The organism is Paenibacillus sp. GYB004, from assembly GCF_036577605.1.
Lineage (GTDB): Bacteria > Bacillota > Bacilli > Paenibacillales > NBRC-103111 > Paenibacillus_AB > Paenibacillus_AB oceani.
On record NZ_JARBDB010000033.1, the window covers coordinates 66,514 to 84,084 of the forward strand.

The 17,571-nt window shown below is 49.7% G+C and carries 9 protein-coding genes; 3 read left to right on the forward strand and 6 right to left on the reverse strand.

Annotation, left to right across the window (positions count from 1 at the left end):
- Positions 1-68: 68 nt before the first annotated feature.
- The 4 genes from PV433_RS14370 to PV433_RS14385 all read right to left on the reverse strand — a co-directional run bounded on the left by PV433_RS14370 (position 69) and on the right by PV433_RS14385 (position 10,764).
- Positions 69-3,035 carry a type I restriction endonuclease subunit R gene (locus PV433_RS14370; protein WP_332072778.1) on the reverse strand — a complete coding sequence of 989 codons (2,967 nt, stop codon included), beginning with the start codon at positions 3,033-3,035 and terminating at the stop codon, positions 69-71.
- Positions 3,036-4,403, reverse strand: coding sequence for a restriction endonuclease subunit S (locus PV433_RS14375; protein WP_332072779.1), 1,368 nt, complete (start codon positions 4,401-4,403; stop codon positions 3,036-3,038).
- On the reverse strand, positions 4,400-6,532 hold the full coding sequence (locus PV433_RS14380; RefSeq protein WP_332072780.1) for a type I restriction-modification system subunit M: 2,133 nt from the start codon (positions 6,530-6,532) through the stop codon (positions 4,400-4,402). Before PV433_RS14380 ends, PV433_RS14375 begins: the two co-directional genes overlap by 4 nt.
- A 566-nt stretch (positions 6,533-7,098) precedes the next feature.
- Positions 7,099-10,764, reverse strand: a complete 3,666-nt coding sequence (locus PV433_RS14385) for an LAGLIDADG family homing endonuclease (RefSeq protein WP_442951524.1) — start codon at positions 10,762-10,764, stop codon at positions 7,099-7,101.
- Between the two features lie 548 nt (positions 10,765-11,312).
- Between PV433_RS14385 and dat the strand changes: the two genes are divergently transcribed.
- Together dat and PV433_RS14395 are read left to right on the forward strand one after the other, a co-directional pair.
- Positions 11,313-12,146, forward strand: a complete 834-nt coding sequence (dat, locus tag PV433_RS14390) for a D-amino-acid transaminase (protein WP_332072782.1) — start codon at positions 11,313-11,315, stop codon at positions 12,144-12,146.
- Between the two features lie 140 nt (positions 12,147-12,286).
- Entirely contained in the window at positions 12,287-12,649 is a 363-nt protein-coding gene (locus tag PV433_RS14395; RefSeq protein WP_332072783.1) for an MmcQ/YjbR family DNA-binding protein, read from the forward strand.
- A gap of 560 nt (positions 12,650-13,209) precedes the next feature.
- On the opposite strand, the gene PV433_RS14400 is transcribed toward PV433_RS14395, so the two are convergent.
- Positions 13,210-14,085 carry an AraC family transcriptional regulator gene (locus PV433_RS14400; protein ID WP_332072784.1) on the reverse strand — a complete coding sequence of 292 codons (876 nt, stop codon included), beginning with the start codon at positions 14,083-14,085 and terminating at the stop codon, positions 13,210-13,212.
- Positions 14,086-14,352: 267 nt separating this feature from the next.
- Here PV433_RS14400 and PV433_RS14405 point away from each other — a divergent pair, with 267 nt between their 5' ends.
- Positions 14,353-16,263, forward strand: a complete 1,911-nt coding sequence (locus tag PV433_RS14405; RefSeq protein WP_332072785.1) for a glycoside hydrolase family 36 protein — start codon at positions 14,353-14,355, stop codon at positions 16,261-16,263.
- Between the two features lie 392 nt (positions 16,264-16,655).
- Here PV433_RS14405 and PV433_RS14410 read toward each other — a convergent pair whose 3' ends face one another.
- Complete coding sequence (locus PV433_RS14410; protein ID WP_332072786.1) at positions 16,656-17,507, reverse strand: lipoate--protein ligase family protein; 852 nt, start codon at positions 17,505-17,507, stop codon at positions 16,656-16,658.
- Positions 17,508-17,571: the final 64 nt, after the last annotated feature.

A 17,571-nucleotide genomic window follows, 5' to 3' on the forward strand; every position in this document is an offset into this window, starting at 1 on the left:
AAAAGTCCCCACTGAATGTCGGGACTTCTGTTTTAAGGTTTGTCGTTACATTAGAGTTGGGTTAAGCTTTATACTGCCGTGTCACCTTTAAATACTTCTCCCTTATTATTATAAGTAACAGTAAACACCATGTCTGAAAGCCACTTCTTGAACGATTGATTATCGTTAAACTGCTTGAAGATCTCCATATTGTCGGTCATCAAGTTAATGATCGCTTTGTTTAACGCCTTCTCGCTCTCGATCTTGGCATTTTGTTTGTCAGAATTTTTCATGGCATTTTGATAATCTTTATCCTTGGCTACCATTTCTGGGATGCCCGCTATGTGCTTCTTAACCTGATCTTCATCCTTCCAAGGAATATTTCCGAAAAGGTCATGGAAGTTTGATAAAATATTGCTAAGCAAATCAAGCTCTGGTTCCGGCTTTACACCAATAGCGGAAGTGGGTACAGGATTTATTTCGTATGCCGGTGAGTCCTCCATAATGATCGACATTGTGGCCTGTGCTTCAGCTCGATAGCTGTCTAAATCAATCGCTTCAAGTATACCTTTGGACAGGTCTTCCTCTTTTGGTGCAGGCAACTTTGTGATCAAGAAAGATAGAAATATAGATAGCTTTTCCCATTCTGCATTTCCATATGGCAGGATAGAAGCTAGGAAGCCATAAGTTCTTGTAAAAGCCTTAGCCTTGCTTTTAAAATCGACTTGTTCTGTCTCATCAAGGTCATCTTCATAAATTTTTGCACATACATCCAGTATCGGGTCAAGCTTATCCCGGTCGGCTCCATTCAAATAAAGCTCAACAATAGTGTCAATATGGTAATCCGTAAATACATGGTAGCTCCTAATATCACTTTCCAAATCGTTGAGCTTATCTGGATCCGTTACATCTGACAAAATCGTAGTTGTGTAGTATTTGGAGAAAGCTTCTTTTATTGTCTCAGTTTCATTAGCAAAGTCCAGGACGAAAGTATCATGCTTTTGCGGATGAGCTCTGTTTAGCCTTGATAATGTCTGAACCGCTTTAATATCCGATAACATTTTATCAACATACATCGTGTGAAGTAGCGGCTCATCATAACCGGTTTGAAACTTATTCGCAACAACTAAGATTCTAAACGGATCTTTCTTTAATTTCTTTTCGATTTCATTACTTGGAAAGCCATTAACGCTACTTTCCGTAAGCTTCTTGCCTCCATATTCATGCTCACCGGAGAACGCCAGAACAGCCTTATACTGACTTTTACGTTTTACTAAATAATCTGAAATAGCATAGAAATACTGAATAGCCCGCTCAATGCTGCTCGTAATAACCATTGCACGAGCTTGACCGCCAATTTTACCTTTTGCTATGACTTGATCGTGAAAATGATCCACCATGATCTCAGCTTTTAACCCGATGGCAGTTTCATTCGACTCGACATATTTACGCAGCTTTTTTTGTGCTTTTTTCTTATCAAATAATGGATCATCTTCGATTATTTTCGCAATTTTATAGTAACTTTTGATGGGGGTATAGTTTTTAAGCACGTCAATAATAAATCCTTCTTGAATCGCCTGCTTCATGGTGTAGATATGAAACGGTCTGTGCTTGGTTTTCCCCTCCGCTGGATAGGGGACACCGAACATTTCAAGCGTTTTATTCTTTGGAGTTGCTGTAAAAGCAAAATAACTTGCATTAGAGAGCATTTTACGCCCCTCTAATATTTTGAGAATCTTATCCTCTGTTGTTTCATCTTCGCCGTCCTCATAATTATCGGACAATGCCATATTCATTTTGGCAGACATATTGCCACTTTGACTGGAATGGGCTTCGTCAATGATAATAGCAAAGTTATTCTTTCGATGTTCATTTCCGATGTCTTCAAGGATATGAGGAAACTTATGCACGATTGTAATAATAATCTTTTTACCGTCTTGAAGTAGCTTTTTAAGATCGCCAGAGCTTTCAGCATGTCCAACTGTATTTGCAACTTGCATAAAGCTCTTGATCGTATTTTTTATTTGTTTATCCAGATTGATTCGATCCGTAACAACAATGACCGAATCAAATATGTTTTTTCCATTATTTGTAACTGAAACGAGCTGATGAGCAAGCCAAGCAATAGAGTTTGACTTGCCGCTGCCGGCACTATGCTGAATGAGATATTTTTGCCCAACACCTTTAGAGCTCACGTCCGCTAAAATGGCCTTAACACCCGAAAGTTGATGGTACCGTGGGAAGATTTGAGTTCGTTTAATCTTCTTTGTCTCTTCGTCTTTCTCCTCAACGATTTGTGCGTAGTTTTCAATGATGTTTGAAAGCTCATCTTTTTTCAAAATTTGTTTCCACAGATAGTCCGTTTTTATTCCGTCGGGATTAGGCGGGTTACCGGCACCGTCATTGAAGCCCTTGTTAAAAGGTAAAAACCACGACTTTTTACCATCAAGCTTCGTGCACATTTTGATTTCATTGTCATCAACGGCAAAATGCACCATGCATCGGCCGAAATTAAACAAGAGCTCTCGAGGGTCACGATCTGTTTTATATTGATAAACTGCATCTTCAACATTTTGCTTAGTTAATCGGTTTTTAAGCTCACATGTAATAATGGGAAGCCCATTTATAAAAATGGCAAAATCAAGGGCAAGCTTTGTATTATCTCTTGCATACATAAGCTGCCGCGTGACACTGAATATATTTTTTTCATAAAGTTGTTTCGCTTTGTTATTTTGTTCGGATGGAGTGAGATAGTATAAATCCAATGTAACTGGATAAACCTTGATGCCACTTCTTAGCACATCAATGATGCCGTTTTTTGCAATCTCACCCTGCATGCGGTTCAGAAACTTCGTCTTATTGATTTCACTGTTGAATACACCCAGTGTCTCAAGTTTCTCGGGTTGAGTATCCTTCAAAAACTTAAATAATCGTGTTTCATCAATGGCATATTCTTTGTTATAATCGTTATTTTCGCCTTGCTCGTATCCATTGTTACTAACAAGATAATTTACAATAAGGGCTTCTAGTCCGCTCTCTTTGGTGTTGGTTGGCATTTACACCTCACACTCCTCCAAATCTGGAACTTCATCATTATCGATATCGATGTCATTTTCCTCAACTTCATCATTACCCGTATCTTCCGCAATAAGGTAATCGATTTCAAAGTTTCGAGCATCAATCTGACCAGTAACGACATCAGATATGAGTCTAGTCCGGTATTCCGTAATTAACTCAATTTCTTGTAGTGTTGTTTGTATTGCAATGTCCAGATTTCTTGTCTCGTTTTCAATAAAACTGGCAATTGCATCTTGTTCGTCTTTACTAGGGACAGCAATACTAATACCCATCAATCTATCTTTTGTTAATTTTGGTTGTGCTGCACCGGATATCCATGGTCTATAGTCTATTGATTCTAATAAATGAGCCAGAAAATCTATATTACCATTTATCGGTTTTAAAATGTGAGCATGATTATTGACCCAAAATTTCCCCTTAGCGATAATTGCCAATTTAAGATTTCGCATTACAAGGTTTGCCCCATCTTCCGCCAACAATATCAACTCATCATCGAAGATGTATTCATCCACTTTATCAATTACACCTGATGCACCGTAATAATCAAATTCTCTTACTTTCATTAGTCCCCGTTCAGCAGAGCTCAGGGGAATCCTTTTGTAATTTAAACATATGAATTCTGTTTTTACCCGTTTTATCGTCCAATGTTCTGGAATATCCCCAATCCAATCAATACCAGAAGACTTTAGCTGAATTTCAGAATTTATCCCTCGTGTTACCGCTTTTTTTATGATTGCTTGTTTTAATTCGCTAAATAACCGAACCTGTCGTTTCTTAATCCGAATAAGTCGGGAAACCTTTCTACCATGATTATCAAGGAAATCAGCGATTTTCTTCTGCTCAATACTCGGTGGGAATAATGACGGCATTTGTTTAAATTGATCCCAGTAAAGCCTGTTGCGGTCCGAAACAATACCACGTGAATACTTATTTACTTCGTTCATGTAATTTTGAGTTCGGAAAAGGTACGAATAATATCGACTATCCACTCCCGGAAAAGGACTCGCCACAACATATGCTGGACTTATTAAGCCATTGACAGGAGCAACTCCGACAGCTCCCTGCCACATCCTCATCATGTTGTATGCTATATCTCCTTTGGCCGCACGTTTATATTTTTCTCGATCGTTCATAATTTGTTTTCGCTTCGAATTTTCAAAATCTCTCACCTGAACTCCCGTTTTTAATGATACTTCCAATATTGGCAAATCAGGAAATCCAGTTTGATTACGTTGTGAGAAGATTTGACCATTCCTAAGGACTTTCCAGTGAGTTGGGATTTGTCCATAATACGGCAAACCAGAATCTTTATACTCTGAATATGGGAAAAGGTCATCTAGCATCATTTACTCCTCCCAATAACTTCCTCTAATAATCCTTCAGTTTCAATCTCAAGTTCGTAAATCTCTGCTTTAATTTCATCAAGCGATCGTAGTTGTAATGGTTTATAAAAATATTTTGTAAAGTTGATTTCATAACCTATTTGTGTTTTGCTTTCATCAACCCAGGCATCGGGAGCAAAAGATAAGACTTCATCCTTGAAAAACTGCCCTACGCCTCCTACATACAATAACGGAATCTGTTCAGTATCACGCAAATTCGCGTCTGGTTCATACTCCACAATGCATGGTTTACCATCTTTGACATCATTAAATAAACCATACAGTGCATTTGCTTCTGTTTTTCCAACTTTGTGTATTTTCTTAATGACCTTTTCAGCGGTCTCATCTGTCTGAGCAAGACTAGTTCGAATAAGATTCAAACGTTTAGCGGATAACTTTACATTTATTCCATCAGCAACCTTACTTAACTCCGAAACAAACAAATTATAGTCATTTATTTTTGTGTATTGAAGTTTCTCGGCTAACTCAGAAATTACAGTCATAATCTCCGTTTCTTTTTGGGCTACACAAATCGAATTAAAATCAGCTAACTTTTCCCTTGCTAAATCCACACTTAACCGTAGCGGCCTTTCAACCGTAATTTTCCAATACCCAAATTCTTTATTATCAAATATCTTCGATTGCTCAGTTTGAGCAAATTCAATAAGCATATTGGTAATTTGTGCTCTTATTTCAGGTGTAAATTCGCAGTTTTTATTGCCTAAGTTTTTTCTCAAAGGGCTCTTTAAGCTTGTTGCATCAATGAGTTGAACCTTCCCACAACGGTGTGGTGCTTTTCTATTTGTTACTACCCAAATATAAGTTGCAATACCGGTGTTGTAGAACATATTTTCAGGAAGTGCAATAATGGCTTCAAGCCAATCATTTTCAATGACATATCTGCGGAGATTGCTCTCGCCTTGACCTGCATCACCAGTGAATAAGGAAGAGCCGTTGTGTACCTCCACAATCCGGCTGCCAAGCTCTGTATTATGTTTCATCTTGCTAATTTTATTTGCCAAAAACAGCAATTGTCCATCACTCGAGCGGGGGATCATTTTAAAATCAACTTCACCATTATGCGTTACTACAAAACGAGTATCTGTTATATCTCCCTTGCCACCTAAGCGTTCTAAATCGGTTTTCCAACTCTTCCCATAAGGCGGATTTGATAACATAAAGTCGAAGCTATTCGTTGGGAATCCATCGTTGGAAAGTGTTGACCCGTAAGCAACATTCTCAGCTTGCAAGCCTTCGCCTTTAAGCAGCATGTCTGCTTTGGTGATGGCATACGTTTCGGGGTTAATCTCTTGCCCAAACAAATTTATGGAGATCTCCTTGTTATGCTCTTCCGCCAATTGTTGCAGCCTTTCTTCTGCTATTGTAAGCATGCCGCCGGTACCACAAGCTCCGTCATAAACAAGATATGAACTGTCTTTTATTTTATCTGCTACTGGCAAAAAAGCGATATCTGCCATAAGTTCGACAACATCGCGGGGAGTAAAGTGTTCCCCTGCTTCCTCATTGTTTTCTTCGTTGAATTTCCGGATTAGCTCCTCAAAAATCACTCCCATTGAATGATTATCAAGTGCAGGAAGTTTAATTTCACCGTTGTCATCAATTACAGGCTCAGAGCTTAGATTAATAGTCGGGCTTACAAACTTCTCTATTATCGATCCCAAAATATCTGCTTCTATCATTGTGTCAATTTGATTTCTAAACTTAAATTTTTCAAGTATTTCCTGTACATTCGGGGAGAAACCATCTAAGTATGCAATAAAGTCTGCTTTAAGCTGTTGCTGTTTTGCCCTTGATTTGAGGTCTTTAAGCATAAATGGAGATGAGTTGCAAAAGGCTTGCCCCGCGACATTACAAAGTGCTGGTGTTTGATTTATTACACCGGCACTATCCAAGTTAGCTTTCATTTGAAGTACAGCTTCTTTTGTCGGCTCAAGAACCGCATCAAGTCGACGAATGACAGTCATTGGCAAGATTACGTCTCTGTATTTACCTCGAACATATACGTCACGCAAACAGTCGTCCGCAATGCTCCATATAAAATTAACTACCTGGTTATGCAATTTGTGATCCATTAACAAGTCCTCCTATGTAAACACGAACCTAATCGAAAGTTGATATCATGTGAGATATAAATGGGATCTCTTTATTATACAGGATTCAAGCGACACTTGTTTGTCAGGAAATATATGTCCCCCTACATCACTGCTTCACTACGCTGATAATCCACAAATCTTGCACACAAATTATCCTTACTTATTCGCTCGGCTGCTTCCAATCCCCTTCTTTCCCCATAGGAAAAAAGCCCCACTGCGAGTGGGGTTGACTCGAAATATACTTCAATGTAGGCATTACATCACTTAAACCTTTGTCTCAATCTTTTTGACTGTTTCATTCTTTTTGAAATAATTTATCTCAATAATATTGAAAAAGATATGTGACGAAAATGCAACAAAAAAGGGGCTGTCTCAATATTTCTGAAACGCCCCTAGATTTTATACGGTTTTTATCACAGTTTTTGTCTCAATCATTTTGACGTCAGTCTCAATTTGCGTGACGGTCAACACTAACGAATTATGAAACAATTCTAAATGATTCTGGAATTTCACAGTTGGGATACCCCCGTGCTTCCTCCCACCAATCAAGAACACTTGCTATATCCGCAGTTAGCGCAGTTTTTGCATCCTTCGCTGTTCACCAGCGAAGCGGAGCCGCAGGACGGGCACAGGTCGGTCGACGTGCTGGCGGACGGCGTATACGGCTTCACCGATTCGACGGTGGCGGTGACTTCCTGCGTCGCCGTAATATACGGCTCGGAATCGTCGCCGCTGTGCATCTCGAGCGCCTTGGCGACGGCGTCGGCGATCGACTCGACGCGGTTCGGGCCGAAGCCGATGGCGCCGGAGCCGCCGATTCCTTTGAGATGCTTGACAAGCAGCTCCACCTTGTTGCCGTGGTCGCCGTAACGGAGGAACAAGGAGCAGACCCGGCCGAGTGCCTCGGACATCGCAAATACGTCCGATCCCGCTTTGCCGACGTTCATGAAGATTTCGCTCGGCGTGCCGTTCATATCGTTGATCGTAATGTATGCCATTCCGAACGGCGTGTTAAATTTATAAGTCGCACCGCGAAGAATTTGCGGACGTTTTTTGTACTGCTTATCGAAAACTTGCTGAGTCTCCGGACTGATCCCGGTCGTCAGTGTCGACGACAGCTGGGTCAGCGCCCCCGTGTCGCTCGCTTCCGAAGAACCGGACGGCTGTTCAGCTGCCTCCTGGACGGATTCGGCCTTCGCTTCTTCCTTCTTGTCGTCCTTATTCTCGGTCGAGAGGACTTGAACGTCGCGGCTGCCGTCACGATAAATCGTTACGCCTTTGCAGCCGAGATCGAACGCGAGCTCGTACAGCTTCTTCGTCTCTTCCACAGTAAAGTCGGACGGGCAGTTCGCCGTCTTCGAGATCGAGCTGTCGACCCAAGTCTGGATGGCCGCTTGTGCGCGGATGTGGTCTTCGGCAGACAAGCTCATCGCCGTAACGAAGTAATCCGGCAGCTCCTCGTCCGGATGCTGGTCCTTGTACTCCTGAGCGATCGGCACATATTGCTTGTCGTAGCCGAGACGGCTCTGGCGGTAATATTCAAAGGCGAAGTACGGCTCGATGCCCGTAGATGTGCCGACCATCGTTCCGGTGCTACCCGTCGGAGCTTGCGTAATGACCGTAACGTTGCGCATCCCTTGGCTCCGGATCGCTTTGCCCACTTCCGGGAACGTCTTCGTCATCTGCTTCATGAAGCCGCTCTGAAGGAACTTCTCTCCGTCAAATGCGGTGAACGAGCCTTTCTCCCCGGCGATTTCCGAAGAAGACAGATACGCTTCCTTCGCCATAAATCCGTACAGCTTATCCAGGAACACGAGCGATTCCGGGCTTCCGTAACGGATCTTCAGCTTGATCATCAGCTCGGCCAGCCCCATCGTGCCAAGGCCTACGCGGCGCTCGCTTTTCTGGTTCTTTTCGTTTTCCTCGAAATGATACGGCGTCCGGTCGATGACGTTGTCCAGGAAACGGACCGAATAGCGAACCGTTTTGCCCAGATCGTCCCAAGCGACATCCTGCTTCTTCTCGTCGTAGAACTTGGACAGATTAACTGCCGACAAGTTGCAGACGCCCCATGCGGGAAGGCCCTGTTCGCCGCAGTTGTGGACGACTACCCCGTTTGCTATAAGCGAATGCGTGACCGGCTCGGTAATATCGTACACCGTTACCGTCTCGCCTGGCTCCACGCTTTCTACCTGGGACACAAACTTCTCCGATTTTCTCGATACCCGCGAGATGCGCTCCAGCGCCTGTTGTTTGCGTCCAATCAGACCAAAGCCGACCTGCTCCTTGAAGGCGACGATGTTGTTGCCGCTCAGGATCAGTTCATAGAACATGCGGCCGGCATATTCCCGCTCTTCCCCATGGATGGTCGTGTAGGCGAACGCACGCTGATTCGCCTTCGGACGGGCATAAATATGGCCATGTATGCCGAGATTGAGCAAAAGAAGCTGCACGTCCTGCAACAGCTTGCGGGAAGCCGACGTCAGTCTGACGCTCCGATGCATCTCGTCCTTGTCATAAACGGTTCCGTCCGCACTGAACAAAGCTTGCAGGAAGGCGACTACGGTCGAACGAGATGCGGTGAACAGCGCTGACGGAACTTCTTTCTCGTGGGACTTGACCCGCTTGACGCCCAATTCCTCCAACCGTTCGCGCAATTCTTTTTTCCACCAGAAAATTTGCGAGGTGCCGTTGCTTCGCTCGAACACTTTCGCGTCGTTGCCGGACACCGACCGCCCTGCGGCGAGCAATGCCGGGATTGCCTCGCGATCGTCGCGACCGAATACCATGCCGATGTCGCCCCGCGAAGACAACCAGCCGTCTCCGGTCAGCCAGCCCAGAAACGTTCCCCACGCTTCGCCCAACTGATCCTCGGCGGCAAAAGCGCCCGCTCCCGACTGAATGTACACCTTGTCGTCAGCCGTTACGTGTCTGGCTTCCTTCCAGCCTTTGTCCGTATAGATGCGATGCTCCGGCGTCACTTTCAACTCCATGCCGTTTCGCAAGCTAACGACCAGCGTCTGCCTGACCCCGGTCGGGAATACCGTCGATCTCCTCATCGTAACACCGGGTACTTCATAAGAACGCCCGTTAACAACAGCCGCCTGGCTTATGAGGCGATCGTCCGTTGCCGTCAAGAACGACTGGCTGCCGACCTTTTGATACAACTGCTCGATCGTGATCAGTCCATATTCGGTCGAGATGCGAGTTTCCGGGTGAAAGCAAGGATTCGTACAAATAATCGGGTTGAAATACCAGCTGTTCGACATCTGGTTGTAATATTCCATGAACACGACGCCCGGTTCCGCGGAGCGCCATGCCGATTCGATAATCGTATGCCACACTTCGCGCGCTTTAACGGTGCGGAACGGCTTTACTTTTTTACCGAGCGACTTCCACTTGTCGAGATTGCCGTCCCAGATTTCGTTGTACTCCGGATCGGTCGTGTCCGGGAAGACGAGCTCCCAATCCAAATCTTCCTTGACCGCTTTCATGAACCCGTTGCTGACGCAAACGGACAAGTTCGCATTCGTAATCTGGCCCATCGTCGACTTGACAGTGATGAAGTCAAGCAGATCCGGATGCCAGTCGTTAATCATCAGCATCAGCGCGCCGCGCCGGCTGCCACCCTGCTCGATCAGTCCGGTCGTATAGCTGAACAGGCCGCCCCAGGAGACAGCACCGCTGGACGATCCGCTCACGCCGCGTACCACCGAACGGCGGGGGCGCAAGCTGGACAGATTGATGCCCACACCGCCTCCGCGCGACATAATCTCGGTCATCTCCGACAGCGTAGCCATGATGCCACCCCGGCTGTCATGAGGCGAAGGAATGACATAGCAGTTAAACAGCGTCAGCTCATCGCTCGCTCCTGCCCCTGCCGCGATCCGTCCGCCCGGAACGAGTCTCCAGTCGTCGAGGATGTAGCGGAACTTGTCCTTCCATTCCTTCTGCTTCTCGGTAGTCGTCTCCACCGAAGCCATCGCCGCCGCCAGACGATCCCACAGCTGTTCAGGCGTTTTCTCCTTCGTCAAGGTCAATTTATCTATGCTGGACTCGAACAGTTCGCCGCTGCGAAGCCGAATCTTGACTTGTCTGCCGTTTCGTTCAATAACTTCCCCGACTTCCTTGCTCGGAAACTTCGGATCGTCCTTCGTCAAGACGAGTACGAGATCCCCGACAAGCGTGTTTTCCGTGTCGGCGTCCTTCATTGCGTACCGGTCGAGAAATATTTTTTCGCTGAGTCCTTCAAGCCGTTTCAATTGAACCGTCTCCAATGGTAACCCTCCCGAATAAATGAAATCAGCGCGAAAATGCGCGGAAACCGTTCTTCATCATGCTATGTAAAACCGTTCCCCAATTGCATGTCCCACACAATATATGGGTGATAATTTCATTATACAATACTAGATCTAGTGCATCTATTAACGAATCGACGAATTAACGGAGATTAATCGGACTAGCATCGCGATAGCTCCGGTTTTCTCCGTCAAGCTCCTTTTTTCAGATCGGACACCCTTTCGATTTGTCGACAAATTCCGATTTTTTTTGTTATTCCGGCAATAAAATTTCCTGGAAATTCCGACCACCGGATCTTGCGGAAAACGTTTTCATCTGCATCTTAAAACGGCATTTTCCGTCGTCTCTCGCTTCTATAATTTCATCGAATTTAGTATGATATACAGATAGCTTGAATATGCTTCCCGGGCTTTGACGATCGGCTCCCGGACGAGATCCGCAAAAAGAGAGGTGGCCTGCCTTGATCCTGATCGACGACCGTTTCCTCCCCGAATCCGAAGCTTCCGTCTCTTACATGGACAGAGGCTATTATTTTGGCGACGGCATCTATGAAGTATTCCGCGTATACAACGGGCAGCTGTACGAGAAACCGGCTCACTACGAACGGCTTATCCGAACCGCCCGCGAAGTTAAAATGCGTCTTCCGGCCCCCATCGAAACGATCGATGCCCGGCTGACCGAGCTGCTGGAACGTTCCGGCGTCTGCAATGGCATTTTGTACGTCCAGATCACCCGAGGCGTCGCCCCGAGATCGCATGCGTTTCCGCCGGCTGAGACGAAGCCGGTTCTTCTGGCCTACTGCAACGAGCTGGAGCGCCCGGTCGGCAAAATGCAAAGCGGGATCTCCGCCATCACCCTGCCCGATATGCGCTGGCTTCGCTGCGATCTGAAGACGCTCAACCTGCTCGGCAGCGTGCTGGCCAAGCAGGAGGCGGCAGAGGCGGGAGCCGACGACGTCATCCTCCACCGGGACGGCATCGTAACCGAGTGCAGTGCGTCCAACCTGATGATCGTCAAGGACGGCGAGGTTTGGACCCATCCGGCCGATCATCTCATTTTGCATGGGATTACCCGTGCTGTCGTGCTGCGGCTTGCGGAAGAGAACGGAATTCCGGCGCACGAAACCGCCTTCTCCCTGGAAGCGCTGCGTCAGGCGGATGAAGTGTTCCTGACCGGAACGACGATGGAGCTGTTCCCGATCGTAACGATAGACGGCGTCTCCGTTGGCGGCGGCCAGCCGGGGCCGGTGACGAGGAAGCTGCAGGCGGCTTTCGAGAAGACGATCCCGATCTGAGAAACAGACGACACGCTGTCCGATCCGAACGCTCCTGCCGTTCACAAACACCGATACGATCCTGCACTTATCCATAATCCGTAACGCTTCCAGCTCGATTCTATATTCGCTTCTCTTACATAAGGAGTGTGCCAAAAGTCATGAATATATCCGGATTAGCCGCATACTGTCTCACCCAACCCGGCGCCCGGGAAGATTACCCGTTCGGTCCGGAGCCTCTCGTGATGAAGGTGGGACCGAAGATGTTCGCCCTCCTGTCCGTCGGCGAGAGCGGCCAACCGTCCATCTCGCTGAAGTGCGATCCGGAACTTGCTTATTTGCTTCGCCAGCAGTATGCCGCCGTGAAGCCGGGCTACCATCTGAACAAGCAGCACTGGAATACCGTCGTCATCGACGGGACGGTACCGGACGAGGAGCTGCGCGGGATGATCGACGACTCCTACGCTCTCGTAGCGCGGTCCTTGACCAAAGCGGACAAGGAAAAGCTCGGCCTGATTCGTTAGCTGCTGACCGATTTGTCCAGAAAAAGCTGCTAAGACGTAGGAGCCCAGCCTGTATTCAGAGGTTGAATACCGCTGCATAAACGGCAGCTTTCTTGTGAACGGAGGGTGGGTTCAACGTGCGGCTGTAGAAGACAGTAAGAGTTGTTTGCGCTGGCCGTTCCAAGTGAAAAGTTGCCTTCTTCTGCTCAGACAGGTTGTCCGGAATCCTTATTTTAATGGAATGTAAGGTTTGAGATTCCAGACAAAGCTCGCCAGAAGGCAATCTTTTCACTTTCAGTGTTCCTAATGAATCGACAGTCTCGTTTGCACCCTCAATTTTCGGCATATTCGAAAGTCAGGAGCGGATAAAGGCGGTTTGCATCCCTTATTTCAACCGACTGGTAGGGTCTGCACCCTTTTCGCGAATATTAGGAACTTCATACCGCTCTTATTTCTCCATCCAGCACCACTTTTGCGAAAAAAAGAGGTACAAACCGCTTCTATCCGCCCATCAGACGGATATCTGCCGCTCCCGTCTCCCCCCATCAGACGGATGTCTATCGCTCCTGTCTCCCCGGCCGTCACGACTCAGGCTGAAAATGCTCCATGCCCAGCTTCTGGACCCTCAGCTCGGACGGCGAACAACCATGCCATTTCTTGAACTGTCTGGAGAAATGGAACGGGTCGGCGAATCCGACGGAAGCCGCGATCTGACCGATCGTCAGCGGTTCGCCCAGCAACTGCCTGGCCCGCTCCATGCGCAGCTTGAGCAAATACTGCGCAGGGCTTTGCCCCGTCGCTTTTTTGAACATCCTCGACAAATAGGCGCGGTGGTAGCCCGTTTCCTTCGCCAGCTCTTCCATCGAAACCGGTCTGTGGTACTGAAGCGCCAAATAGCGGGCCGCATGTTCCATCCTTCGGCTCGTCTCCGCCTCCAGCCTCCCCCTGTTTCCTTCCTCCTCCCGTTGATCCATCTGGCGATCGGCCCATTCTCCGAAAACAAGTCTCAGGTTGGCTCCCGCCTTCAGATCGCAGCCCGGTCCGCCTGTGCGGAGTGCATCCTGAACCCGCCAGAACAAAACGTTCACTCGCCGGGTCCCCCCTCCCTCCAAAACCGGCGAATCCGGCTCGACGCCAAGCTCTCTTAGCCGATAATCGACCTCCGTTCCCCGAAACCCGATCCAGCGGTAACTCCATGGCTCCGTCTCATCCGATCCATACCCCGCCAGCTCTCCCGGATAAATGAAAAAGCAGTCTCCCGCCTTCAACTCCCGGCGTCTGCCCCTTGAAGTCAAGCTCCCTTTCCCCGATACGACCAGATGGACAAGGTGATAGCCGAGTACATGGGGCCCGACCTGGTGAAGCGGCGGCGTCCGGTTGTTTCCGGCGAACAGCACCGTTATTTCCCCGTTTCCGGCGAAGGGATTAATCGTCACACCATGCAGTCCCGGTCTCATCAAACGCCCTCCTTGTCCGCTTATCCCCTAATGGCTTTATTGTACTACGGAAGCTTCCTTTCGTGCAGGGCCGCACCGCACCATCCCCTAACCTCCCCTTCCCATTACTTCACTCCATCCGCATGTCGAAGCACGCGTCCACCAAGTTACAAAAACCTATGCGAAGGTCATCTTTCTCTATGGCCGTAAGGTCTTGCCTGATCTATGATTCGTACTAGAATCCAAGCAATGCCATACAGACAAGTGTAAAAAAAAGGGAGCGGCGATATGGAGAAACTTAAGCAAACGATCGATTTCGGCAAAGCGTCCATCATGGTGATCGGGGCAGACCGGACTTACAGCGAGAGCAAGACGACCCGCAGCACGGGGAGTCTGGGGAGCACAGGGAGCCCGGGGAGCACGACGATCCGGCGCTGGGAGGCGGTAACGGTTACGCTAAAGCAGGACGAGGAGGGGATCTGCAGCGTCTCGATCGCCAATAGCGGGGACGAGGCGTTCCGGCTCCAGCGAGTCTGTATCGAGTGGACGGCCGGACAGTTTACCCCCCGGCTGGACAGCCGGGATTACATCCAGCTGTACCACTCGCGGGACTTTTCCAAACTATCGGGCGTCCGTCCCGTTCACCGTCCGAACGACTGGTCCGATCCGGCGGACGCTTCGGGCATGGTCACGGTATTATCGAAGCGGCAAGACGGAACCGCGCTGCTGATCGGCGCCCTGCCTCCTTACGGGGACTGTTTTGCCGACTTTCCCCTGCTGCACGACAAGCCGCACCGGGACGGAAGCTTCGGGTTCGGCATCCATCTGCAATCCCCGAGGCGGCTCGCTCCCGGACAGGAAGAAATGCTCGCCCATCTGGTCGCGCTGGAAGACGCGGACGGAGCGGAGCTGCTTGAGCGGTACGGTGAGCTGGTCCGCAGCCGTCTGTCCGGCATGATCCGGGGTCTCCCCCGAATCACCGGATGGAACACGTGGGATTATTATGCCGGAGCCGTCCGGCAAAGCGACATAACCGATAACGCGGCCGCCGCCCGGACGCAGTTCGGTGACGCGCTTCGTTATTTCGTTGTGGACGAGGGCTATGAGTGCCAATGGGGAGTCTGGGAAAGCGGCTGGAAGTTTCCGGACGGATTGGACGGACTTTGCGCAAACATCCGGGAAAACGGCTACGAGCCCGGCATCTGGACCGCTCCGCTTATGGTCAACGTGTATACGCCGCTGTACCGGCAGCACCCGGACTGGTTCGTCGGGGACGGGCAGGGCAATCCTTACTTGACCCAGATGGGATACGGCACGATGGCTCAGCTCGATATAACCCGCCCCGGCGCTGCGGCGCACATACGGGATGTGTACACTCGTCTGCGCGCGAACGGGTTTACGTATTTCAAATGCGATTTCACGCAAATGCTGCTGGGCGCTTCATCGTTCGCTACCGGAGACCTCTCGCATGCAGGCATGCTGCGCAAACTGTTTCTGACGATCCGGGAGGCGATCGGAGACGACGCCTACCTGCTCGCCTGCGGCGCGCCTTACGAAGCAGCGGCCGGCATCGCGGATGCGCACCGGACGACCGGCGATATTCACAATTACTGGAGCCATATCCGCCAAAACATCCGCTCGATGTTCGCCCGGTGGTGGATGCAGGGAACGCTTGGCAATACGGACCCCGACTTCGCGATCGTCCGCTGCGGCGATACGACCGACGACACGCTGCTGAACCGCAGGCAGAAGCTACAGCCGTGGAAAGCCGGGGGCAATTGGGGCACCGGCCGCGAGATGAATCTGGAAGAGGCGAAAACGCTGCTGCTCGCCTGCCTGGTGACCGGAGGCGATCTGGTGCTGGGCGACGCGCTCGATAAACTCAATGCCGAAGGAACGGCGCTGCTTCGCCGTATACTGGACGTCCCCGTCAGCCGTGGCCAACCGCTCAACCTGTTCCGTCCGGACGGAGACGACTTGCCGATCGTGGTCGCAGATAGCGGCGGTTGCAAGCTGATCGCCCTGTTCAACCTGAGCGACGATTATCTGGCGCAGTCTGTCCCGGAAACGGTGTTCCCACGCTCAGGTACGGGCGTGGAAATATGGAGCGGCCGGGAAGAAGCGCTTCCTTCCGGCGGCGTCGTGCCGCTAGCCCCCCGCAGCGCGAAGGCTTGGCTGGTCCAGCCGGGCGCTCAATAGACGGCAACCGCAGGTCCATTCATTCTTTTTATGATAGGCGCATGCACGAACGGCGGTTGCAGTTTATTGTTTCTGCCTGCCTGCACATCGCAATGCAGTCTGTCCGGCTAGTAACTTCGGAACACGTCGTCGATGCGGTCTTAGCGGAAGTTTTAGTTCCGTTATCGCGGACAGCGGACGTTCCAACGGGCAATAGCGGAAGCATCGCTTCCGCTATTTGTGCATATGACGCCGCTTTATGCGTTTTTCTTCGAAATAGCGGAATGATTTCTTCCGCTTTCCCCGCTATTACGGCATTTCCGAACGAATAGCGGAAGCTATTCTTCCGCTAAAGGAAATCCGTATAAGGCTTGGCGCGTACCTACTCATCCGAGCCCTGCCGGACAACCGGCTCAGCGGCGCAGGTTCCACTCGTCGCTGCCGTATTTCTCGGCGCTAAGCTGCGCAGCCAGCTCCCGCTCGTACTCCGTCAGCTCGCCCTCCTCCAGACGGATGCCGAGTCCTTCGGCGATCCCTTCGCGGAAGGCGGCTTCCGCTTCCTCATACGTAACGGGCTGCCTCCCCATCCCGCGACAGATGTCGCCGATCGCCACCGCTTTCGTATGGAACGACGTCTTCAGCCGTTCCTTGATCCGGTCGCTGGAGAAACGAAGCAGCGAGAACAGCTGATCCACGTCCATCTCGAGCAGGATCGAGCCGTGCTGCAAAATAACGCCTCTGGATCGCGTTTGCGCGCTCCCGGCGATTTTCCGGCCTTCGACGACGAGCTCGTACCAGGAAGGCGAATCGAAGCAGGCGGCCGAACCGGCGGTTGACGTATATTTCGCCTTTTCCTCCGGCATGCCGAGGTTCACCATCTCCGCCCGCAGATCCAGTCTCCGGAAGCCTTGCACCAGCCCTTCGCTAAGCACGCGGTACGCTTCGTTAACCGTAGTCGGCATGTCCGGGTATTCCTCGGAGACAATCATGCTGTACGTCAGCTCGCGGTCGTGCAGGACGGCGCGTCCCCCCGTCGGTCTCCGGACGAAACCGATCCCTTGCCGCTGCACCTCCGCCAGATCGATCTCGTCCTCCGCCTTTTGAAAATATCCGATCGACAGCGTCGCCGGGTTCCAGCCGTAAAACCGCACTGTCGGAGGCGCCTTCCCTTCGCTGTGCGCGATCAGCATCGCCTCGTCAATCGCCATATTATCAGCCGGCGATCTTAGTCCGGACCGGATCAATCTCCATACGTTGTCTGTCATCGTCATTCCCCCTGCTCCACCTTGATCGCAACAATCGAACCAACAAAAGGAGCCCCGCAGCTCA